Here is a 21,705-nt window from a genome sequence, read left to right on the forward strand (position 1 = left end):
AACCTCGCTGTCACCGCGCTGTCACCGCGCTGGAAATGGCGGTGGACACCAAATCGCATCCACCGCCACCACAGCCGCGGACGACATCCCCCGCCGTGTGCCTAGCTCAGCCGGCGCGACGGGTTCTGACTCCGTCGGCCTCGAAGTCGTAGACGGTCTGGTTGATCCGCAGGCCGTCGACAGCCCCGATCCACATGTAGTCGCGCCCCTTGCCCACCCCGGCGGTGTAGACAGTCGGCTGCGCGCCGCCGTCGGTGAGCGTCGTCTTCAACTGCTGGAAGGTGCACTGGGCGGTCAGCTTGCAGCCGGTCACGTTCCCCGCGTTGCCCGTGAGGTACCACGTGCCGGTCCGGGTGGCGTCCAGGTAGCCACTCCATCTGTCCGTCACCGGAGAGGGGGCCGGGTTCCACACCATCGAGGAGTAGGTGGTGGCGGGGGCCGCGGTGAGGTTCGGATTGATCTCGAACTTGATGTTCGGCATGTTTCCCGGGCCACCGTAGGAGACGTTCTCGCCGGTTTGGAAGACGTGGAAGCCGACCTGCCTCAGTGCCAACACCCGGTCACCGTAGAAGTCGACCTCGTTGCCGAACTCGACCTGCTCACTGGGCGGGGTGAGGGAGGTGGACTTGTCCGCCACCTCGATTCCGAGACTGCCCCGTCCGTAGGGCGGCCTCGCGGAGGGGCCCTTTACACCGAACGAGCCGAACGGGCCGTTCCTCAAGGCGGCGACGGGCGAGCCGATCGTGTTGCGGGTGATGACGCCCCAATGGTCCGAGCTTCCCGGGTTTCCGCTGGTGAAGGCGGATGCCGATCCCGAAGCAGCCGAGACGGCGATCGCGACCAGAGCGGTGACCCCGAGCGCCACCTTCCGCTTCACACCGAAGCGAGCGTTCACGCTCACTCCTTTCGTGGTCGATACGAGGGCAGGACACGCATGGGAGGCGGGCCCTGCGTAGCGCAGGCGACGGTAGTGACTCTCGGTAGCGAAACCACCCACGACGCACCCTCGGTACGCGACGATTAATCTCAATGGTGGAGCGCACAGTTGATCTGTTGGATCCCGTGGAGCCGCGTCCCGCTCAACCGGTGGAACGGCCCGGCGCGCGTGCCGAGCGGCGCCATCAGCCGGAGCCGCCCCGGTCCTCAACACTGACCAATGACGTTCGCCGAAGAAGGCTTCGCCGGTGTTGTGTGTTCCAGCACGCGCGCTGGTCCGTCTCGGGAGCGCTTGGACTTCTTTGATCTCATCGGTCCGGACCGTCCGCAGGACAGCGCGACACTGACACCCCGCTGCCGGACGTCTGGCGGATCAGCGGTAAGGGCGCGGAGAGCTAAGCTCGTCTGGCGCTCCGACAGACGTATTCCCACCGGAGACGCACGCGTCGAGTTCTACGCGGGCGACCGGTTGCTCGGCCGGCCCGAGGCCGCGCGGGACGGGCGCACATTCCGGCTCAAGCTCGTCGCTCGGAAGACCTTGAGGGTCTTCAAGTACGGGCGTCGGGAAGGCGGTTGGACGCGGCCGGCGATGTCACGACACCACCGCCGGACCGACGCGCCAGCGCGGAACCTGCGCGGACAACGAGCAGCCGATCCCCAGTTACCGGGGCTACCTGCGCGACCAGAAGCTCCTGGCCTCGCAGGGCTATGTGACGGTGTCGATCTCCGCCAATGGCATCAACGCGCAGGACTGGGACCCCGACGACGGCGGCGCGCAGGCCCGCTCATCCCTCGTGCGCCGGCACCTCGCCACCTCGGCGGACTGGGCGAAGCAGAAGAACACGGCTCCCGCTGTCGTCCAGCGGTCGCCGCGCGACGATCTCGACCGGGTGCTGCTGGTCGGTCATTCCCGGGGTGGCGAGGGCGTCAACCGGGCCGCGATGGACAGCCTCTACCGCCCGCCCGCGGACCAGGACGGGTACGACGGCCAGGTGCGGTGGCGCATTCGCGGCACGGTCCTCATCGCCCCGACCATCTTCGGGCAGAATCCCGTCGCCGACGTGCCGTCCGTGACGATTCTTCCCGGCTGCGACGGCGACGTGTCCGACCTTCAGGGCAGATCTATGTGGACGGCACCCGCGGATTCGGCCGCGGCACCGCGCTGCACAGCGCCGTATACATGGCCGGCGCCAACCACAACTTCTTCAACAGCGAGTGGACGCCGGGCCGGGCCCAGGCTCCTGCCTGGGACCATTTCTACGAGGACGAGGAGAACCGTCACCCCGACTGCTCGGTGGGGACCACAACCCGTCTGACCGCCGACCAGCAGCACGGGGCCGGCGCCCCGTACATCGCGGCGGCCGCGCGACTGTTCGTCGGCGGCGACGACCGGGTGAGGCCGCTGCTGGACGGATCGGGCAAGCGGGCTCCGTCGGCGGACCCGGCACGGGTATTCACGCACGCGGTGGGCGCGAACCGCACCGGCGGGCTGCTGCCGGCCGCCGGTGTCACCGTGCAAGGCGGCAGGCTGTGCGCCGCGGCGGACAGGGAGTCGCCGACTGCCTGTCTGAGTCAGGACACCCCCGGCGCCTCCCCGCACTTCGCACCCTGGGAGGACGTCCGTGAGGCGGACCGGCACGCGGTCGCCTTCAATTGGTCGCAGCCGGGGTCTCCGGTGCGAGTCAGCCCGGCGCAGCCGTTGTCACTCGGCGGCGCCAAGTCCCTGGCCCTGCGAGTGATGGTGCCGCCCGGCACGACAGGGACCGAGCTGGACGTCTCCGTCACCGACACCACGGGCCGGCGAGCAACCCTCGGCAGGGTAAGTGCCGACGGACTGCCCCTTTCCGACCAGGCTGTTTCGTACTGGGCGCGGGAAGTGCGCGTGCCGCTGACCGCCGCCGGCCGTACGGGTGTTGATCTGGGCTCGGTGAACGCCCTTGAGCTGACACCGCGCAGCGGCTCGGGGCAGGCTTGGCTGATCGACGCCTGGGGCTGGAGCGCGGGAACACCGAAGGTCCAGGCATCCGTACTGCCGCGCGTCGACATCGGACGGCTGAGTGTCCCGGAAGGCGACTCCGGTACCCGGACCCACCAGGTGCCCGTCAAGGTCTCCGGACAGGGCAACGGTGCGGTCCGCGTATACGTCGAGGACCCCGTCACGCGCGAAACCGCTTCCCGGCTGGTGACGTCCGCGCTGCCAGAGCGGCCGTTGTCCGAGCTGGGTCCGCTGCAAGCGTGGGCCCATATCGAACGGGGGGAGCTGAGCACGGAGATCTCCATCCCGACGGCCAAGGACCGGACGACCGAGCCAGAGGAGTCCATACGAATCGAGTTGCCCGAGTTCGACGACCCTGGAAGGCCGCGAGGCGGGCCCCAGTTCATTGCCACGGTACGGGACCCCTCCTGACCGGTGACGGCCAGACACGACCCGTCGTAGTGGAAGCCGGGCTCAGTCGGCCGTAACACGCCGTAGCACAAAAACGGGGCGAGCCTCGGTCGAGGTGACCGGGCCCGCCCCGTTCTGGTCACCTACGGAAGAGGAGCGGGGACGGGGCCGCCTGGCCGGAATCGCTCCACCCCGACGATGTGCCGCACCTTGACCGGGCGCACGATCACCGCGACCCGCCGCTCCCCCGGCATGATCCACTCGAACCGTTCGCCGCCCAGGTACTTCCGGGCCAGCCGGTCCATCCGGTCGTGCGCCTCCTGGCCGTCGATGAAGCGGGCCACCTCGCCACTGATCTGCACTCGGTCGAAGGGATCGGCGGCGTCCGCGTGCGAGAGATAGACGCGGGGGTCGCGGCGCAGGTTCTCCTCCTTCACCCGGCCCACCGAGGTGTTGAACGTCAGCTCGCCCTCTCCCTCCAGATCCACCCACATCGGGCTGACCTGCGGCGCTCCGTCCGCGAACACGGTGCCGACATACCAGATGTTGGGGGCTTTCAGCCGGGCACGGACGGCTTCGCCGAAGGTCGCATTCATCCTGGAAGGCTACCAACTGTGACCAGTGGGATGTTTCGGGGGAAGTAGCGGATTCCGCCTCGGACTCACGGGGCACCTCCGGCTGCCGCACCGACCCAGTGGTGATAGGCGTCCACGTCGACGTTGCTGCCGCACACGATGGTGACCACATGCCGGCCGGCGAACCGGTCACGGTCTTCGAGGATCGCCGCGATACCGAGCGCGGCCGACGGTTCGACGACGAGGCCGGCGTGGTCGAGGAGCATCCTCATTCCGGCGATGATCGACGCCTCCCGGACCAGGACGGCGTCGTCAGCGACCAGGAGGAGGTCGTCCAGGACGGCCGGGATGGGACGCCGGCCCGCGACTCCGTCAGCGATGGTGCTGGCCGAGTCGGTGGTGATGACACGCCGTTGATGCCACGAGTGTGTCATCGCCGGTGCGCCCAGCGGCTGGACGCAGATCACCTCGACGTGGGGCGCGCATGCCTTCACCACATGCCCCACACCGGTGGCCAGCGCCCCGCCGCCGAGAGCGATCAGGACGGTGTCGAACGACGGTACGGTGTCCACCAGTTCCAGGCCGATGGTCGCCGCGCCCTCGCAGGTCTCGATGTCCAGGCTGTCTTCGACGAGCCGGATGCCGTCGTACCGCGCGATGGCCGCCGCCCGTTCGCGAGCCATCTCGTGGTCGCCGTCCACCAGCACCAACCCGGCGTCCAGCGCGCGGATGCGGTCAAGCTTGGCCACCGTCGCGAAGCGGGATGCCACGACGGTCACGTCGAGTCCCCGGCCGCGACCGGACCAAGCCAGGGCTTGGCCAAGATTGCCCGCGCTGGCGCACACCACGGCTCGCGTGCCATGGTCGGCGAGCAGGCTCGCGACGACCTCGGTGCCCCGGGCCTTGAAGCTGCGGACCGGGTTCGCCGTTTCGAGCTTGATACTCACCGCACACCCGAGGCCGGGCTCCAGCGCCTCGCAGCGGTACAGCGGAGTGTCGAGAAAGACCGGGTCGATGACCCGGCGGGCCGCCCGGATCCGAGCGGTGTCGAGGCGCGTCTCCTGCATGCCACAGCAGCGTAGTGCCGCCGGCGCTGCGGCATCGCGGGGCACATCGTCCGGTGTTCGTCGGCGGATCACGAACTGATTGAGGTTCAGAGTCCTCGCGGGGACGGAACGTACAGTGATGACGGGATCAGTGACACAGACATGCCGTGAATCAGAGTCTGACTGGGGGCGTACGGTGGATCCGATCGTGCTGGCAGCAGGAACCGCACTCGTAGGTGCCATGGCCACGGATGTCTGGCAGCAGGCCAGGACGGCGACGGTCGACCTATGGCGTCGGATACAGCCCGCGCGCGCCGACGGCATCGGTGCCCAACTCGACACCCTCCGCGCTCAGGTGCTCGCGGCGCGGGAAGCCGGGGACGCGGACACCGAACAGGCACTGGCGGGGGCCTGGCGGCTGCGTTTGCATGAACTCCTGCGCGCGAATCCGGGTTTCGCCGCCGAGCTGCGCCAACTGCTCGATGAGCATCTCACCCCGCCTCTCCCGGAGAACGAACAGACCCGGATCCGGTCGGTGGTCATGAAGGTCGAGGCACGCGACAACTCCCGTGTATACATGGCGGGCGGGGACCAGCACATCACGGGCGCATGAGCGAATCCGCCCGCGATCCGGACCCGACCGGTGTCCGGATCGAGGCACACGCTCGTGACAACGCCCAGGTCTACGTATCGGGCAGGGACATCTACGTCACCCAGTCCGGCTCGGAGACCGGCGACGAGCATGACCCGTACAGGGGCACAGTCGATGCTCTCCGGGCGTTCACGGGCCCGTTGCTCCTGTTCTGCGGATGCGCGGTGCTCATCGGCGCGGTGCTGTTCGGTCCGGGGGATCCGGGTGGCGGTCTCGCCACACTCGCACTGCTGGCGGCGGGCCTGACCGGACTCCTCATGGCGCTTGGTCTGATGCGTCGCCGCTACTGGCTCTGGCAGGAGATCCGGCTGCTGAACAGCCCCGCGCTCATGCGCCGTCATGACCGGCGGTTGGACCGCACGGCGCGGCATCTCGCCCGCGCACTGCGCTCCCAGTGGGAGGCCGAGGAGCGGCTGCGCAAGGTGCAGCATCCCAGTCCGCTGCCGGTGCGCTGGACCACCGAGGACCGGCTTTCCGACCACTGGTCGAGCGTGCGCGGGGACGCTGAGTGCGACACCCCGTTGGACCTCTCGGGCGACTTCGCTTCCGTCACCGACACCTACGCCCGGGTGCCTTCCGGAAGGCTGCTCGTGGTCGGTGGCCCCGGTGCCGGCAAGTCCGTACTCGCCCTGCGGTTCGCGCTGAACCACCTCCATCGGGCCGAGCCCGGCGACCGCATCCCGGTGATCCTTCCGCCGGCGTCCTGGGACCCGGCCGGCCAGGACCTGGAGTCCTGGGCGGCGGCGCGGCTGATGCTCGACCATTCCTGGCTGGCGGCCCGCACCGCCCGGGGGACCACCCTCGCCGCCGAACTCCTCCGGACCGGAAGGCTGTTGCCGGTTCTCGACGGCTTCGACGAGATCCGTTCCGAGGCACGCCCTGAGGCCATGCGGCGGCTGCGCGCTTCACTCGGACACACGGACCCCGTCGTCGTCACCACCCGGGGCGACGAGTTCGACGCCGCCGTCGCCTCGGCAGGCTTCCTGCTGCCGGCCACCGCGGCTGTCCGCCTGCTGCCCTTGAGCCTGGACCACGTGGCCGAACATCTGCGCCGCACCACCCGCAAGATGGTCACCGGTGATCTGGTGTCCACCAAGTGGGACCCGGTGTTCGTCCGGCTGCGCGCGAGCGCCGGCGACGTACACGTGGAACGGCTGCGCAACGTCCTGACCACTCCCCTCATGGCCTCGCTGGCTCGCACCGCGTACAGCGAGACAACCAGTGACCCGTCCGAACTCCTGAACCGCGCCGCCTACCCGACCGAGAGGTCCCTTGAGGACCACCTGCTGGACAGGCTCATCCCGGCGGTCTACGACCCGCCTGAACAGGCAACCCGCTGGCTGGAGTTCCTCGCCCAGCGGCTCGACGCTCAGGACACGCAGGACCTGGCGTGGTGGCAGCTCAGTCGGCGAGCCGCGGGCGCCCTGCGGACACTGGGGGTGATGTCGGCACTCGCCGTGTCCGTCGCCGTCATGTGGTGGTTGTTTGTTGATACGCCGGTTTCGTGGTTCTTCGGTCTACCGGTGTGGGTTCCGGTGGGGCTCATGGGTCTCGTGTCGGTGGCCGAAGTGGCGCTGGGGCAGCGGGAACGGCTGTCCCTTCCCCGCCATTTCCGGCCCCCCGCGTCGACCGGCCGCTTCCTGCTGGGTGCCGCGGCGGGGCTCGCCCTGATACTGGCGTGCGGTCTTTGGCTGTTCAGCCTGTTCGACACCGGCGTCATCCTGACGCTGGTGCTGGTGGTCTACGCCGCTTCGCTGAGCACCATCCTGCATCCCGCCGTCCCCATGGCTGCCGCGCGCAGCCCACGATGGGTACTGCGCCAGGACCGCAGAGCCACTGTCGCCTCCCTCGGACTGGGGAACCTGTGGGCCGGCGGCGCCCCCTGCCTGAGGGCCGCCGTGCCCCTGCTGTTCCCCGTTGTGGCGCTGATGACCTGGAAGGACAACGCGGGCCGCGACGCCGTCGGCCCCGTCGACTGGTCCGTCAGCGTCACTGCCTCGATCGCCGCCCTTGCGGTGTTCGCTGTGAGCGTCTCCGCCTGGGGCACCTTCACCGCGGCCAGAGTGTGGCCATGGCTCTCCGGGCAGATCCCCTGGGCGCTGATGGATTTCCTGGAGGACGCGCACCGTCGCGGTGTCCTGCGGCAGTCCGGCGCGTATTACCAGTTCCGGCACGCCCGGCTGCAGAAGTGGCTCGCGCTCCGTGCTGCGTCCCAGGCACCTCAGCCCTCTCCGGCCCGTCCCGCGCCAGCACCAGCACAGCGACCCCGTCGGCAGCACCTGGCCGCTGTCGGCACTCGGGCGCGGGGGGCGCGTTTCTCCCTGTGGTCCCTGGTGTTCCTGGCCAGTCTCACGGTGAGTTCCATCAGTGAGTCGGAGGGCCCACCCGGGCCACGTGTCGCGATCAAACCAGCCTGCGAACTACTGAACCGTCACGCCCTCACGCCCGTTCTCCCCGAACCCAGGATCCTCGGCGGGCCAGGCTCCGTCGACCGCGGCAACATGTGCCTCTGGCTCAACGCGCGATCGGTGCCGGAAGCATCCGTACAAGTGGACGTGACGGGATCCGCTCCCTTCCTCCGGTACAGCGCGGTGCAATGGGCGGAGAAGTCCTTCCAGTCGGAGGTGCGGGGTAAGGAGACAAAATACGACCCTCCGACATCCAACAACGTTCACAAACCTCAATACACCGGACACCCAGAAGGGCTGGGAGAGGAAGCCTTCACGGTGATCCACATCAGGGACACCGCCATGACCGAAACCGTCGTACGCGTCGACAACGTCGTGCTCGTCATCACCTACATCGTTTCCCACACCCGGGATGACGACGAGACGTTGGCGCGCCTGGCCCGTGCCACCGAGGACCTGGCGCGTGCCGCCGTAAGCAGCCTCGGTCCACGGCCGCGATGACGCCGGTTCCGGCCTGATGCCGCGTGCCTCCCGCGCCGTGGTGCCACGCCGGTGAACACCGGATCCCGGCATCCGCACGGGCGGCGCGGCGGGATCCGGTTTCGGTACCAGGTCAGCTCGGGTCGACGACGGTGGTGACCACGCCGGTCTTCAGGTCGTAGGCGTAGCCGCCGATCCTGAATTTCTCGATGCTGCCGGCCAGCTCGGGCGCCCTGCGCAGCGACTCGACATCGGTGCGCACGGTGGCGGACGGGTCGAGCACCGCCATGGCGGCTGCGGTCTCCTCGTCATAGCCGCCTCGCTCGGCGTAGGTGCGGCGCAGTTCGGCGTCGGCGAACAGTCCGGAGCCGCAGTCGGTGTGATGGATGATCGCCACCTCGAACCACTCCGCGTCGGGTGTCTTGTTCTCGTGCAGGTGGCAGATCCATGTCAGGTCATGGACCACGGAGGGGGTGACGCGGCCTCCGACGTTGCGGGCCACGATCGCCTCGCCGAGCCGCGCGCCCACGATGGCCGCGGGCTCGACTCGTGGGTCGATGCAGGTGATCAGGTACATCTGCTTGAACGGGATGAACGGGAACTCGGGGACGTGGGTCCTGGCGTCGGTGGCGGCGAACTGCTTGTTGCGCTCCAGGTAGGTGGCGAAGTTCGATGAGGTCATGGTCGTGTTTCCGATCAGAGCGAAGCGGTGAACGGGGAGACCGAGCGGTCGGCGTCCAGTATCGGGCCGGTGACTTCCGCGGGCCGGGATATCGGGGCGGCGCGCGAGGATTCGACTTCGACGATGCTCGATCCGGCGCGTTCGGCCGTGAGCCGCGGGGGCAGCGGATCGGGGTGTCGTGGCGTGATCTGCCGTGCGCGTGCGAGCCATGACCCGTAGCCGGTACGTGCCCGCGTTCCGGGCGGCCGTCAGGCCCGGCCGCCCGGAACGTCCACGCTCAGATCACTCAGACGCGGTAAGGGTTGCGCAGATACGTCAGGCTCAGATCGCCCGTGTTGCCGAAGTACTGGGAGACCAGGTACGCGGGATCCGTCGCGATCACGCCCGCCTGAAGGTCGCTGCCGTCGTTCGTGTCGTCCCAGGTCCAGGGGGTGTGCGCGGCGTTGTCCTTGCCGTTGTCGCCGCGGAACGTGCCCCACTTGGCGTACGTCTCGGTGTTGTTGCGACGGCCCCAGAGGCTGTCGGAGGCGGTGAGGTCCGTGAGGCCGTACCGCGCGTCGCGGTCGTTGCCGCCGGCCGGGACCGAGCCCGCACCGCGGCTCGGCTTGTAGACGATTCCGTCGCCGCCGGGGAAGTCGGCACCGTTCCAGGCGTAGGCACCGTGACCGCGCGCTTCCTGGAAGCTCGTCGGGTGGGCCGCGCCGTCGTAGGTCTGCATGATCACGGTGCCGTCGATGTTCTCGCGACCGTCGGTGAAGGGGCTGCCGGGCGGGGTGTACGAGTAGAAGTTGTCATGCGCGAGCGTCACGACGGCCTGCAGGCTGCCGTACTGACTGCCGTCCTTGCGGACGACCTCCAGCTGGCCCTCCATGTCGTTCTCGTGCGAGAAGAGGTTCAGCGGGTAGTCCTTCCAGTCCCGGGGGTGGAAGAAGGCGTAGGTGATGTACCAGTGCGTCTCGGTCTCGACCACCGAGTAGTACGCGGTGCCGGTCAGCCGTGCGGTGTTGGCGTCGAGGTTCTCCCAGTTGTTGAGGGTGTTCCAGTCGCCGTCGTAGTTCACCGGCGCCAGGTAGTCGGCGGTGTAGTACTTCGATGAGGTGTCCTGGTAATTCACCGGCGCCCAGCGGTAGGCGAGGTCGGCGTCGCTGGGGGCGGCCTGTGCGGGCGGGGCGAAGAGCAGTGTGGTGGCGCCCACGAACGCGGCCGACAGGGTGGCCAGGGCGGATCTCCAACGGGGCACGGCGGTCCTTCGGTAGGGAGGTCGGGGGGGCGACTCCCCATGATCGGGACCGGTGGGCCTGCGCGAAGCCCTGGTCAATGAATGTTCAACGGCGGGCGGCGATTGTTCACCGGGGCGCTTCGGAGCGTACTCAAGTTCCCCTCAGTCCCCGGGGGTTGCGTCCTGGGCGCGCGATCCCCATCGCGGACGGCGCGGCGTTCGGTCAGCGGTCGGCCGACCCCACGAGCCCGGCCCCAGCTGACGCGCGTCAGCAAGCAGAAGCCCGACCAGCCACTTCAAGCTTTTCTGCAGGCGCGCACAAGGCCGGCCGACCACGGTGGTGGCCATCTCGTCCAGGAGGCTCGTTACGGCGACCGGTGGGACAGGGACATCGCGTCCCCCCACCCGGCAGTCGCAGATTGAGGAGAAGACCGTGACCGACCGGGAATCCGAGTGGGAACCATCGGACCACTCCTACATCGACACGTTCCTGCGGGTCCGAGACGAGGTGGTGCCACTGCACGGCTGGCAGCACCGGGCCGACCAAATGTGGTGCTACCTGACTCCTCCTGGCACCGCGACGCAGCCACAAGGCTGGAAAATCCATGTGACCGCGACACCTCGTTCGGCCGAGGACGTCCTCACCTCGGTCTCGCGGGTGCTGCTGGAGCGCCGGGTCACCTTCAAGTTCGCCAAGGGACTCAAACAGTTGCGGATGCTGCTTTCGATTCGGATGGCCCGCGGCTCCGGAGGCAAGTTCATCACCGTCTACCCGGAAGGCCCCGAGCAGTTCAAGGAACTGCTCGAGGTACTGCACGAGGTCACCGAAGGCATGGAAGGGCCGGCCATCCTCTCCGACCGCCGGTACCGCCCCGGGAGTCTGGTCCACTACCGCTACGGCGGCTTCAGTGCCAGTCAGCACGTACTCGACGTGGACGGCTCGTACACGCACATGCTGGTTGGTCCCGACGGCCGGTGGACGCAGGACGAGCGTAATGCCTGGTACAGCCCTCCCGTCTGGGCACCGGTTCCGCTGCCCGACCCGGAGCCGGTACGCCCGTCCTCCGAGCGCGGTAAGTCGCAGGTGCTGCTCAACGATCGCTTCGTCGTCCACCAAGCGATCCGGCATTCCAACCGCGGCGGCGTCTACCGCGCTCGCGACGAACACACCGGTCAGAAGGTGGTCATCAAAGAGGCAAGGCCCTTCGTAGGGGCGGAAGCCGACGGCACGGACGCCCGTGACTATCTGCGCAACGAGTACCGGACGCTGCGCGTCCTGGAGCCCCTGGGCATTGCCGTACGCGCGGTCGATCTCTTCGAGTACCAGGGACACCTGTTCCTGGCCGAGGAGGAGGTCCCCGGAGTCACGCTACGCAGCTGGGTCGAGACCATGGTGCGGACGGAGCCCAGCCGGACGATGCCCTTCAACCGGGTGCTGGACGTCGCACGACGCCTCGTCGACATGGTGGCAGCGGTCCACGACAAGGGGCTGGTCTTCCGGGATCTCACGCCGAACAACGTGATGATCACGCCGGACGGTGAATTAGTGCTCATCGACACAGAGTTCCTCGCCTCGCCCGACGAGCAGGTGACCCGCGTCCAGACCTTGTCCTACGCGCCGCCCGAGGAGGCCTCCGGACCTGTCCGTTACCCGGCACCGCAGCCGGTCGCCGACCTGTACAGCGTCGGCGCGACCCTGTTCCACCTGTGCACGGGGGTGCATCCTTACATCCCCCCGGAGGACCATGCGGACGAGTCGGCGCCAACGGGCGACGCTCCCGCCGTCCACACTCCCGGCTGCGATACGCTCCCGCGCCCCTATGACACGCGTGTGCGGTTCCTGGTGCGGGCGGTCGCCGCAGAACATGCCTCGCTCCGCGCCTTCGCCCCGGTCGTCCTCGGCCTGCTGAAGGAACGGCCGGAGCATCGCCTGCCCCTGCTGCGGGTGCGGGAGATGTTGGAGGACCTGCGGCCGGAGGGTTCCGGCCCACGGCCGCTGCGCCTTCCGACGGAGGATCAGCAACGTTTGCTCACCGACGGACAGGCCCAGCTCGTCGCCGGTATGACACCCGAAAGCCCCGAAGCCCTGTGGCCCGCGCCTCCTGTCGAGGGGCGCACGTTCGACACTCTGGCCCTCCAGGCCGGATCAGCCGGCACTCTGGAGGTGATACGCCGGGCCGTCCGGACCACCGGGGACGCTCGGCCACGGCTGGCACTGCGTACCGCACTGGCGTGGCTGGACGAGAGGGTCGACCGCGGTCCCCGACAGCTCCCCGGGCTGTACTTCGGTCGGGCCGGGACCTATTGGGCCATGTACGAGGCCGCCACCGAACTGGGCGACGAAGCCGTACAGCGCCGCAGCATCGAACGCGTCAAGCGCCTGCCGGTGGTCTGGAGCAACCCCGACATCACCCACGGCGTGGCCGGTGGCGGGCTGGCCCAGCTTCACCTGTGGCGCCGCACCGGGGACGACGAACTCCGCGAGCGGGTGCTGCTCTGCGTGGAATCGGTGCTGGCCGCTCGGGCGCCCAACGGCCTGGTCTGGCCGGTTCCCAAGTCCATGGGCAAGGGAGAGGGACTGACCCATTACGGATTCGCACACGGCGTGGCGGGGATCTGCTCCTTCCTCCTGGCCGTCGCCCGCGAACTGGATCGGCCCGATCTGCTCGCGTCCGCTGCCGCCGGCGGGGACTTCCTTCTGTCCCTGGCCCAAGACCATGGGGACGGCCTGCGCTGGCCGACGGCCGAGACCGGTGAGGGAGCGCTGTCCGATGCCTTCGACGGCGTGTGCTGGTGGTGCAGCGGCGCTCCGGGAATCGGCACTTTCCTGATCAGACTCTGGCGAGCCACCGCCGGCGTACGTTACCTCGACGCCGCGCACAGAGCCGCGGTAAGCACCCGCCGAGAGAAGTGGTTCCTCAGCGCCAGCCACTGTCATGGGCTGGCCGGTAACGGCGAATTCCTGTTGGACATGGCGGCCGCTACCGGCGACAGCCGCTATCTGGAATGGGCCGAGGAACACGCCGCCGCGCTCTACCGGCTGTGCGGACTGCACCAAGGGCGCCTGGTACTGCTGGATGAGACGGGGACGGGCCTGACCTACAGCTACAACATCGGTATGGCCGGCGCCGTCGGCTTCCTCCACCGGCTCCGACACGGCGGCGAACGATGGTGGATGGTCGACGACTTCGCTCTGCCCCCCAAGGAGGAGTGGTGACCGCGACGGTCCAGTGCACTCCAGAGCTCTGGCCAATACTCGCCACCCTGCGCTCGCGGCTGACGTTCCGGTTCTCCGGCACAGGGCGCAGCGCCACCGCCCTGGTGGCCGACGGGCGCGGTTTTCTCTACGGAGAGTTCTGGCACCTCGGTGATGTCCGGCCGAGCTGCCGCACCGTACCGGGCCTAAGGTGTCGCGCCGAGGACGCCTCGGACAGGCTGCCGAACGACGCCGTGCCCTTCGATGACGGGTCTGTCCTCCTGATCAGCACCGGAGCACTGCTGTTCCTGTCACCGGACGGGAAGTCGCGGCCCGCCGGAAGGCTCCCCGCACGGCCCTTGATGGTCGCGCCGGCCCCGGACGGGTCCCGCGCGGTGCTGTTCATCGTGCGCGGCACTCAGTCCGACGAGTGCTCGGCATGGCTGTGGCGCGGCCCCGAGACGCCGGTGCGTCGGCTCGGCGCGCTGCCCGCGCTGCTTCCCCGGGGCGGAGGGTGGCTGAACCCCCGCGGTGAGCGATACGTACTCAACGTCCGTGAAGGCGGAGGCACGATACCCACCGTCTACGACCTGCGAACCGGTGCGAGGACGGTACTGCCCGTCGACCCGGTGGCCGGCGACATCGCGTGGCACACCGCGCCAGGCACGGGTGAGGTGCTGCTCGTCAGCACCGGGACGGACGGTGAGGGCAATCGCCTGCGCCTGTTCGGGCCGAACGGATCCACACGGGAGGTATTTGCGACGCAGCGCCTGTCCGGCACGGTGACACCGGTCGCCATGCATCCGGGCGGGGGGCTGGTCGCACTCCAGGTGGTCGACAGCCCACGCCAAGAGCTCGTGATCCTGGATACAGCCACCGACGAGGTCCGGCCGATGAAGTCCCCGGACCCCTGCGCCGTGGGCGCGGGGGCCTGGAGCGAAGTGCCGTCCGGCGCGGCGCGGTTCTGGAGCATGTCGATCGGCGCCGGTCTGCCGGCCCGCATGGTCGCCCATGACTCCGAGGGCTGGTTCGATGTGGACGACGGCACGGCAGCCGGGAGATACACCGCATGGGCGCCCAGCCATGCGGAGCGCCTGCCAGGAGCTGACGGCGAGATCGAAGCGGTCGTGTGCGGACACCAGGACTGGCGCTCGGCGCGGCATGTGGTGATCGGCCTGCACGGTGGTCCCGCCGACCGGTGGGTCCTGAAGTTCTCCCAGCTCTTCCAGGTCCTCGCCGAACACGGCGTGACCGTCATCGCGCCCAATCCACGCGGCAGTGTCGGCTACGGGGACGCATTCCACCGACACATCGTCGGCTCCTGGGCGGGCCCGGACCTCGCGGACATACTCGCGCTGGCCTGCCATGTCCACGAATCTCGAGGAGGGGAGCCACTGGCTCTGTACGGGGCGAGTTACGGCGCCTTCCTCGCGCTGCTCGCCGCCGGGATCTCACCGGATCTGTGGTCACGGGTGCTCGCTGTCGCCCCCCTTCTCAGTGGCGATCGGCTCTATCCCGAGGCTTCGCCTCAGGTCCGCGCCATGATCGACAGGCTGGGCGGCCGTGCTGTTCTGGTCGACGAGGCCGGACCGCGTGACGTACTCGCCCAACTCCCGCACATCACCGCACCGCTCGTCGTCCTGCACGGCGAGCGGGACCAGATCGTTCCAGCGAGCCAGTCCTCACGACTGGTCCAGGAACTGAGACGTCTCGGCCGTCGTCCCGGCATCGATTTCCACCATCTGGAGATCGCCGCGGCGGGGCACGCCCCGCTGGACGGCTCGGCCGAGCTGCATCACACGGTTGCCCGGTTCCTCGCCCAGGGCGAGTGGGTCGTGCCACCACTTCCTTCCGTTTCACGCTCCGGCAAATAAGCGGCAGGCAATCATCCGGCACTGAGAAACAACGAGGAGGTGAACCATCGTGACCCTTGACATCACAGCCCTCCAGGAGCTGGCGAGCACCGAAGACGTCGGCCTGGCCATTTGCAGCCTTCCCGGACTGGGAAGCTGCTGCAGCGGCCTCGGAGGAATTCCGACCATCGTCACCTGCTTCGGCTGCACCTTCGGCACCAACAGCTGACGGCGAACCGGCGGATGGCCCGAACTCCCTTCGTGAAAGGAGGTGAACCTGTGTCGATCTCCATCGAACTGCTCCAGGAACTGCCCTCCGTGGAAGAGGCATCCCTGGCTGCCGCGGACTGCTGCTGGTCCAGCGTCCTCGACGGCTGCCAGTTCTTTTCCCTCACCATCTCGAGCTGTCACAGCTGCACGAACACGGGCAGCTAGGTCACAGAGGATTCACGTCCGACCGTGCTCGGCACAGGCGATGAAGGAGGTGAGAAATGATGGATATTTCGCTGCTCCAGGAACTCCCGCCCACCGAGAACGAAATGTCGGCACAGGGGTGCTGCGCCCTCGGGTCGATCGTGACCTGCCCGTGGCGCACCTTCGACTGGTGACGTGATCCCGGTTCTGACGGACCGCGGAACGTACCGACGCACCAGTCGCCCAGTGGCGACGGCTGTCCTGCCGCACCCAGTGCGGCAGGACAGCCACATAAGTCCCATCGACCACTTGCCCGGGAGCGTTGCGACATGCGGATCGAACAACGGCTGCTCGCAGGACTACTCTGCTCGGCCGCGGGCTGGAACGCCGCCTGCCTCGCGGCGGCCGTCTGCGCGGCGGGCACCGCGATGCTCCTGCCCGTCACCATCGGGGCGGCAGTGGACGCCGCACTGGGAGACGGCATGTCACCCGCTCTGCTCCTGTGCGGCGTCGTCGTACTCGGCGTCCTCGCCGAAGCGGCCACCGAACTTCTGGACGCCAGGGCCACCGCCCAAGGCACGGCCTGGCTGCGCCACGGCCTGATCGGCCGCATACTCTCCTTCGACCTGCGCGGACAAAGCCGTTTCCCGCAGGGAGATATGCTCAGCCGGCTGCTGCAGAGCGCCGCGGAGACCGCGAGGCTCGTCCCGTCCACCGTGGGCGCGATCGTGTCACTGATCACCTCGCTGGGCGGCATCACCGCCCTGCTGCTCATCGATGCGTGGACCGGCCTCACCTTCCTTCTGGGAGTACCGCTGGTCTGGCTGATCTCCAGGGGCTTTCTTCGAAAGGCCACCGTGCTGACCGCGGACTACCAGCGGGTCCACGGCGAGCTTGCCGACCGGTTCGTGGGTGCGATGCAGGGCATCCGCACGATTCGCGCCTGCGGTACCACCGAGCGCGAAGCAGTCCGCGTACTGCGACCGCTGGCCGCGCTGCGCTCCAGCGGCGAGAGGTTCTGGCGGATGCAGCGCGACGCGAGCTGGCACCTGTCACTGCTCGCACCACTGCTCCACGTCGGGGTGCTGGCCACCGCCGCGCACGGGGTCACCGCCGGGCGCGTCAGCCCGGGGGAACTGCTCGCCGCCGCCGGCTACCTCAGCCTCGCCTTCGGTATCTTCCGGCAGGCCGGGCTGCTGGCCCAGTTCGGCCAGATCCGTGGATCCGCGAGCCGCCTGCGCGCGCTGCTGGACGGCGGCCCGGCGCCCACCGGCTCCGAACCGCTGCCACGCGGAGGCGGAGCCCTGCGACTGCGTGGCATACGTGTCGCGACCGAGGGCCGCACCGTCCTCGACTCCGTCGACCTGACGATCCCCGCCGGAAGCGAAGTGGCGATCGTGGGCGCCTCCGGGGTGGGCAAGTCGACCCTGGCCGCCGTAGCCGGCGGGCTGCTGCGCCCGGACACCGGCACCGTCGACGTCGACGGAATGGACCTCGCCAAAGCTGATCCCGTGGACCTGCGCGAGGCGATCGGCTACGCCTTCGAGCGCCCGGTTCTCCTCGGCCGCACCGTCGGGGAAGCCATCGGTTACGCCGACCGGGACATCGACGACGCGGCGTTCCGCTCGGCGCTGCGGGACAGCAGGGCGGACGGATTCGTCGCCCGACTGCCCCAGCGGCTGGACACCCCACTGCAGGAACTCCACGTCTCCGGCGGCGAACTCCAACGGCTGGGACTGGCGCGCGCCTTCTGCCGCGAGCCCCGGGTACTGATCCTCGACGACGCCACGTCGAGCGTGGACATGGCCACGGAGCGGCTGATCACCCGGGCGCTGGCGGCCCGACCGGGCACCAAACTGATCGTCGCGCATCGGATGTCCACCGCGGCCCGCGCCGATCTGGTGGTGTGGCTCAGGGACGGCCGCGTCGCGGCGTTCGGTCCGCACCGGGAATTGCTGCACCGACCTGGGTACGCCGAGGGGTTCGGTCTCCCGTCGGCGTACGACGACGGCGAGCCGGTCACGGTGGCCTCCGCACCCGGACGAGGGAGGGAAGAGTGAACCCGCTGTACGGGCAGCCCGGTCCCCGCTCCACTCAGGATCCGGACCGTGAACGCGATGGCGATACGCCCGGCGCCCGGCGCCGCGGCTGGAGTCTGGTCCGTCCGGCCGTGACCGCCGAGCGATCCGCGGTGTGGACGATGCTGGCCTGGTCCCTGCTGGAGGCCGTCCCTGTCGTGTTGTCAGGCCAACTCATGGCGTCCGCGCTGGATCATGGCTTCCTCATCGGTGACTCGGGCACCGGCCTCACCTACCTCAGCGCGTACGGCGCGGCGCTTGTGTTCGGCGCCTTCGGGACCCGTCAGGTGATGACCCCGCTGGCGAGCGTCGTCGAGTCCGTCCGTGACCGACTGGTACGGCTTGTCGTGTCCGCGGAACTGCGCCGGGCCGTCCTTTCTGACGCAGAGGCCGACACCGGCGCGGTGGCGCGCACCACGCGACAGACCGAATCAGTGCGGCAGATGACCGCCGGACTTCTCATGACCGCGCGCACGGTGGTCTTCTCCGTGGCCGCCGTAGTGATCGGACTGCTGACCCTGGTACCCCAGGTCGCGCTGGTGACCGTGGTGGCGTTGGCCCTCTCCGGCGTCCTCCTCGTCCAACTCTCCCGCAGGCTGCGCCGACGGTACGCGGCCTCCCTGGCGGCCGAGGAGCACCTCTCCAAGGAGGCCGGAGAGGTCCTTCGAGGGCTGCGCGACGTGTACGCGTGCGGGGCGGCGGCGACGGCTGACCGCCAGGTAGGTCAGGCGATAGACACCCAGGCCGCGGCCTCGATGGCGGTCGCCCGGCTCGCCGCCGGACGGCTCGGAGTGATCGTCGTCGGCGCCAGGCTGCCGCTCGTCGCCACCTTGCTCATGGCCCCCTGGCTCGTCCGTTCCGGTGCAGCCACCCCCGGAGAGATCCTGGGCGCGGCCACCTACCTGATCACCGGCCTCGAACCCGCTTTGCGGTCGGTGGTGCAGACCGTCGCGAACGTCGGACTACAACTCGGCGTGCTGCTGCTCCGTCTTGCCGACCGCGTCACCGTGCGTTCGGGCCCGAAAGGCGGATCCGCCAGGGCCGCGGGAACCCACCTGGAACTCGAAGAAGTCACCTTCGGCTACGGCACCCACTCGGAACCCGTGATCGAGAAGCTGTCCCTGAGAATCGAGGAGGGAGAACACCTGGCTGTGATGGGGCCGAGCGGGGCCGGAAAATCCACTCTCGCTGGTCTCCTCGCAGGCCTGGACCGCCCTGACGCCGGTGAGGTGCGCATCGGCGACCGATCGGTGGAGGAGTTGGACCGGGCGTGGCTGCGCCGTACGGTGACCCTGGTGCCGCAGGAGTCGTACGTCTTCACGGGTACTGTGCGGGAGAACCTTGCCTATCTGCACTCGGGCCCCGGGCCCGAGGACGGCGAACTGGCTTCCGCCATCACCCTCTTCGGCTTGGACGAATTGGTCGCCCGCTGCGGCGGCACGGACGCCGTGATCGAGCGGCCGGATGCCCTCTCGCAGGGGGAGCGACAGCTCCTCGTACTGGCCCGTGTCTACCTGTCCACCGCCCCCGTCGTCATTCTCGACGAAGCCACCTGCCACCTCGACCCGGTCGCCGAGGCCCGCGCCGAGCAAGCGTTCATCGCCCGGCCCGGCACTCTGGTGGTCATCGCTCACCGAATCAGCTCGGTGCTTCGAGCCCCACGCGTCCTTGTCGTTGAGTCCGGAACGGTGGCCGACGGAAACCACCAGACCCTGCGGGAATGGTCACCGTTGTACGCGGACCTGATCGGGCATGGCAGCTAGACGAGTACAGGCTCCGCACCGCGCCGGTGCGGGCAGCCACCAGGGGACCCGTGGGCGCTTCGCGGCCACGCATCGGTCGGCTGAGGGGCCCGGCCGGGCCCCTCAGCCGGTTCGTCACACCTCCGCCGGCCGGCGCGCGGGCTGGGTCTGTTCGTAGGCGTGTCCGACACGCAGCAGCACCGGCTCACCGAGGGGCCGGCCGAGCAGTTGCATGCCGATCGGCAGGCCGTTCGTGTCGTGGCCGACCGGCACCGACAGTGCGGGCACCCCCGCGATGTTGGCGGGGGCCGAGAGGCGTACGTAGGCGTCGGAGACGCTCTCGGTGGTGCCGTCGGACCAGGTGATGGCGGACTGGCCGGCCTTCACCGCGGTCGCCGGGACCGTCGGGGCGGCGATCACATCGGCCTCCTTCAGCATGCGGACCCAGGCCTGCCGCATGAGCGTGCGGGAGCGCTGGGCGCGCAGGTAGTCCCCGGCCGGCATGAGTTCGCCGGCCTCCAGGAGGACGCGGACGTCCGCCTGGTACAGCTCCGGGACCGCACGCAGGGTGCGCTCGTGGTAGGCGGTGGCCTCGGGGGCGATCAGGCCCCACGCGGTGGCCTGGATGTAGCGCGTCATGGGGATCTCGACCTCGACGAGGCGTGCGCCGAGGTTTTCGAGCTGCCCGATGGCGCGCCGGACGGCGGCCTCGACCTCGGGGTCGACGTGCTCGAAGTAGTAGTTGCGCGGCACACCGACGCGCAGCCCCGTCAAGTCCGTACCGGTGCTCGGCCGGTAGGTGGCGGCGGGCGCGGCCAGGGAGGCGGGGTCGCGGGGGTCGTGGCCGGCCAGGGCGGCGAGGACCAGGGCCGTGTCCTCGACGGTACGGGTGATCGGCCCGACGTGGTCCAGCGACCAGGACAGGGAGGTGACGCCGTGGCGGGGGACGAGGCCGTAGGTCGGCTTGAGTCCGACGACGCCGTTGAGTGCGGAGGGCACCCGGATCGAACCGCCGGTGTCGGTGCCCAGTGTGAACGTCGCGGAACCCGCGGCGACGGCAACGGCGGATCCGCCGCTGGAACCGCCGGCCACCCGGTCGCGGTCCCAGGCGTTGCTGGTCTGCGGGGTGGTCAGACCGTAGGCGAACTCGTGTGTGTGGGTCTTGCCGACCAGGACCGCGCCGGCCGCCGTCAGGCGGGCCGCGACGGTGCTGTCGGCCTCCGCCCGGTGGTCCGCTCGGACCCGGGAGCTGGCTGTGGTGGCCACCCCGGCGACGTCGATCAGGTCCTTGAGACCCATGGGGATGCCATGCAGCGGGCCGTGCGGGCGGCCGGCCACGACGTCACGCTCGGCCTCGCGCGCCGCCCGTCGGGCCTCCTCCGCGATGACGGTGACGTAGGCCTCCAGTTGCGGTTCCGTCTTCTCGACGCGGTCGAGGACGGAGTCCATCAGTTCGACGGGGGACAGCGTCCGCGCCCGGATCGCCTCGGCGGCCGCGGCGAGCGTCAGTTCATACGGCCGCATCGTGCGTCTCCTCCCCCGCGCGGTACGCGGCGGCAGGCGGGGTGTCCCCGAAGTCCAGCTCCCGCAGGACCGCGACGATGGCGTGGATGCGGTTGGCGGTGACGGCCACCGCGGCGTGCCGGTCGGGCGATAACGGAAGCCCGGCACGGTCGGCCCAGAGGGCCGCCTCCGGCGGTGTGAGTTCAGCAGCGGACATGAGCGTTCTCCCCTGATCGGGCAGGAGCTACGGAGCGATCCGCCGCCACCTGCGGCCTGCGGCCTGTGACCTGTGACCTGTGACTGATGGTCAACATTTGCCTACTGTTGGGCATTTGTCGACTCATGCGCATGCTTTTGACATGCACATGGGCCGCTGGTACATGATGCGCCCTGCCGGTGCGTCGGGCGGTGAAAGAGTGATGCCGCGGTAATGCGGTGTCAATTGCCGCTGCCCCATGTCCCCGGCGGCTCACGCACTGCCGGAATCCATGCTCTCCACTCTGGATTCCCTTTCTTTCGTGTACGAATTGGCGCC

Annotated in this window: 15 protein-coding genes and 1 pseudogene; 9 read left to right on the forward strand and 7 right to left on the reverse strand. The window is 69.2% G+C overall.

Features of this window, described 5'->3' with window-relative positions:
• Nucleotides 1–106: 106 nt before the first annotated feature.
• The gene (locus ACFRKB_RS21135; RefSeq protein WP_383107725.1) at nucleotides 107–895 is read right to left on the reverse strand and encodes a hypothetical protein; all 789 of its coding nucleotides are present in this window, start codon (nucleotides 893–895) and stop codon (nucleotides 107–109) included.
• A gap of 395 nt (nucleotides 896–1,290) precedes the next feature.
• On the opposite strand from ACFRKB_RS21135, the pseudogene ACFRKB_RS21140 reads away from it, so the two are divergent.
• Nucleotides 1,291–3,343 (forward strand): annotated as a pseudogene (locus ACFRKB_RS21140) (alpha/beta hydrolase).
• Nucleotides 3,344–3,465: 122 nt separating this feature from the next.
• Here the strand turns inward: ACFRKB_RS21140 and ACFRKB_RS21145 are convergent.
• Both ACFRKB_RS21145 and ACFRKB_RS21150 read right to left on the reverse strand, forming a co-directional pair.
• Nucleotides 3,466–3,918 carry a TIGR03618 family F420-dependent PPOX class oxidoreductase gene (locus ACFRKB_RS21145; protein WP_383107727.1) on the reverse strand — a complete coding sequence of 151 codons (453 nt, stop codon included), beginning with the start codon at nucleotides 3,916–3,918 and terminating at the stop codon, nucleotides 3,466–3,468.
• 65 nt (nucleotides 3,919–3,983) lie between these two features.
• On the reverse strand, nucleotides 3,984–4,964 hold the full coding sequence (locus tag ACFRKB_RS21150; RefSeq protein WP_383107728.1) for a threonine ammonia-lyase: 981 nt from the start codon (nucleotides 4,962–4,964) through the stop codon (nucleotides 3,984–3,986).
• Between the two features lie 187 nt (nucleotides 4,965–5,151).
• On the opposite strand from ACFRKB_RS21150, the gene ACFRKB_RS21155 reads away from it, so the two are divergent.
• Entirely contained in the window at nucleotides 5,152–5,556 is a 405-nt protein-coding gene (locus ACFRKB_RS21155) for a hypothetical protein (RefSeq protein WP_383107730.1), read from the forward strand.
• Nucleotides 5,553–8,504 carry an NACHT domain-containing protein gene (locus ACFRKB_RS21160; RefSeq protein WP_383107732.1) on the forward strand — a complete coding sequence of 984 codons (2,952 nt, stop codon included), beginning with the start codon at nucleotides 5,553–5,555 and terminating at the stop codon, nucleotides 8,502–8,504. Before ACFRKB_RS21155 ends, ACFRKB_RS21160 begins: the two co-directional genes overlap by 4 nt.
• Nucleotides 8,505–8,616: 112 nt before the next feature.
• On the opposite strand, the gene ACFRKB_RS21165 is transcribed toward ACFRKB_RS21160, so the two are convergent.
• Both ACFRKB_RS21165 and ACFRKB_RS21170 read right to left on the reverse strand, forming a co-directional pair.
• Nucleotides 8,617–9,165, reverse strand: coding sequence for a carbonic anhydrase (locus tag ACFRKB_RS21165; protein WP_383107734.1), 549 nt, complete (start codon nucleotides 9,163–9,165; stop codon nucleotides 8,617–8,619).
• Nucleotides 9,166–9,451: 286 nt separating this feature from the next.
• Nucleotides 9,452–10,405, reverse strand: coding sequence for a hypothetical protein (locus tag ACFRKB_RS21170; protein WP_383107736.1), 954 nt, complete (start codon nucleotides 10,403–10,405; stop codon nucleotides 9,452–9,454).
• A gap of 412 nt (nucleotides 10,406–10,817) precedes the next feature.
• On the opposite strand from ACFRKB_RS21170, the gene lanL reads away from it, so the two are divergent.
• The 6 genes from lanL (at nucleotide 10,818) to ACFRKB_RS21200 (ending at nucleotide 19,688) form a co-directional block, all read left to right on the forward strand.
• Nucleotides 10,818–13,601, forward strand: coding sequence for a class IV lanthionine synthetase LanL (gene lanL / locus ACFRKB_RS21175; protein WP_383107737.1), 2,784 nt, complete (start codon nucleotides 10,818–10,820; stop codon nucleotides 13,599–13,601).
• Nucleotides 13,598–15,454, forward strand: a complete 1,857-nt coding sequence (locus tag ACFRKB_RS21180; protein ID WP_383107739.1) for an alpha/beta hydrolase family protein — start codon at nucleotides 13,598–13,600, stop codon at nucleotides 15,452–15,454. The genes lanL and ACFRKB_RS21180 overlap by 4 nt, the downstream gene beginning before the upstream one ends.
• A gap of 49 nt (nucleotides 15,455–15,503) precedes the next feature.
• Complete coding sequence (locus ACFRKB_RS21185) at nucleotides 15,504–15,662, forward strand: ALQxL family class IV lanthipeptide (protein ID WP_365970779.1); 159 nt, start codon at nucleotides 15,504–15,506, stop codon at nucleotides 15,660–15,662.
• A 50-nt stretch (nucleotides 15,663–15,712) separates the two neighbouring features.
• Nucleotides 15,713–15,868 (forward strand): hypothetical protein, encoded by a 156-nt coding sequence (locus tag ACFRKB_RS21190; protein WP_383107741.1) that lies wholly within the window; start codon nucleotides 15,713–15,715, stop codon nucleotides 15,866–15,868.
• A 308-nt stretch (nucleotides 15,869–16,176) separates the two neighbouring features.
• Complete coding sequence (locus tag ACFRKB_RS21195) at nucleotides 16,177–17,907, forward strand: ABC transporter ATP-binding protein (protein ID WP_383107743.1); 1,731 nt, start codon at nucleotides 16,177–16,179, stop codon at nucleotides 17,905–17,907.
• Nucleotides 17,904–19,688 carry an ABC transporter ATP-binding protein gene (locus ACFRKB_RS21200; protein ID WP_383107744.1) on the forward strand — a complete coding sequence of 595 codons (1,785 nt, stop codon included), beginning with the start codon at nucleotides 17,904–17,906 and terminating at the stop codon, nucleotides 19,686–19,688. Before ACFRKB_RS21195 ends, ACFRKB_RS21200 begins: the two co-directional genes overlap by 4 nt.
• 114 nt (nucleotides 19,689–19,802) lie before the next feature.
• Here the strand turns inward: ACFRKB_RS21200 and ACFRKB_RS21205 are convergent, their stop codons facing one another.
• Complete coding sequence (locus ACFRKB_RS21205; protein WP_383107746.1) at nucleotides 19,803–21,191, reverse strand: amidase; 1,389 nt, start codon at nucleotides 21,189–21,191, stop codon at nucleotides 19,803–19,805.
• Nucleotides 21,178–21,387 carry a hypothetical protein gene (locus ACFRKB_RS21210; protein WP_365970774.1) on the reverse strand — a complete coding sequence of 70 codons (210 nt, stop codon included), beginning with the start codon at nucleotides 21,385–21,387 and terminating at the stop codon, nucleotides 21,178–21,180. Before ACFRKB_RS21210 ends, ACFRKB_RS21205 begins: the two co-directional genes overlap by 14 nt.
• Nucleotides 21,388–21,705 lie beyond the last annotated feature (318 nt).

The sequence above is a fragment of the Streptomyces scopuliridis genome (assembly GCF_042790125.1).
In the GTDB taxonomy this organism is placed as follows: Bacteria; Actinomycetota; Actinomycetes; order Streptomycetales; family Streptomycetaceae; genus Streptomyces; species Streptomyces scopuliridis_A.

Excerpts from the sequence above, each read along its gene's own strand:
- ACFRKB_RS21145 (WP_383107727.1), bottom strand. The coding sequence starts at position 3,918 with ATGAATGCGACCTTCGGCGAAGCCGTCCGTGCCCGGCTGAAAGCCCCC.
- ACFRKB_RS21150 (WP_383107728.1), bottom strand. The coding sequence starts at position 4,964 with ATGCAGGAGACGCGCCTCGACACCGCTCGGATCCGGGCGGCCCGCCGG.
- ACFRKB_RS21160 (WP_383107732.1), top strand. The coding sequence starts at position 5,553 with ATGAGCGAATCCGCCCGCGATCCGGACCCGACCGGTGTCCGGATCGAG.
- ACFRKB_RS21165 (WP_383107734.1), bottom strand. The coding sequence starts at position 9,165 with ATGACCTCATCGAACTTCGCCACCTACCTGGAGCGCAACAAGCAGTTC.
- ACFRKB_RS21195 (WP_383107743.1), top strand. The coding sequence starts at position 16,177 with ATGCGGATCGAACAACGGCTGCTCGCAGGACTACTCTGCTCGGCCGCG.
- ACFRKB_RS21205 (WP_383107746.1), bottom strand. The coding sequence starts at position 21,191 with ATGCGGCCGTATGAACTGACGCTCGCCGCGGCCGCCGAGGCGATCCGG.
- ACFRKB_RS21210 (WP_365970774.1), bottom strand. The coding sequence starts at position 21,387 with ATGTCCGCTGCTGAACTCACACCGCCGGAGGCGGCCCTCTGGGCCGAC.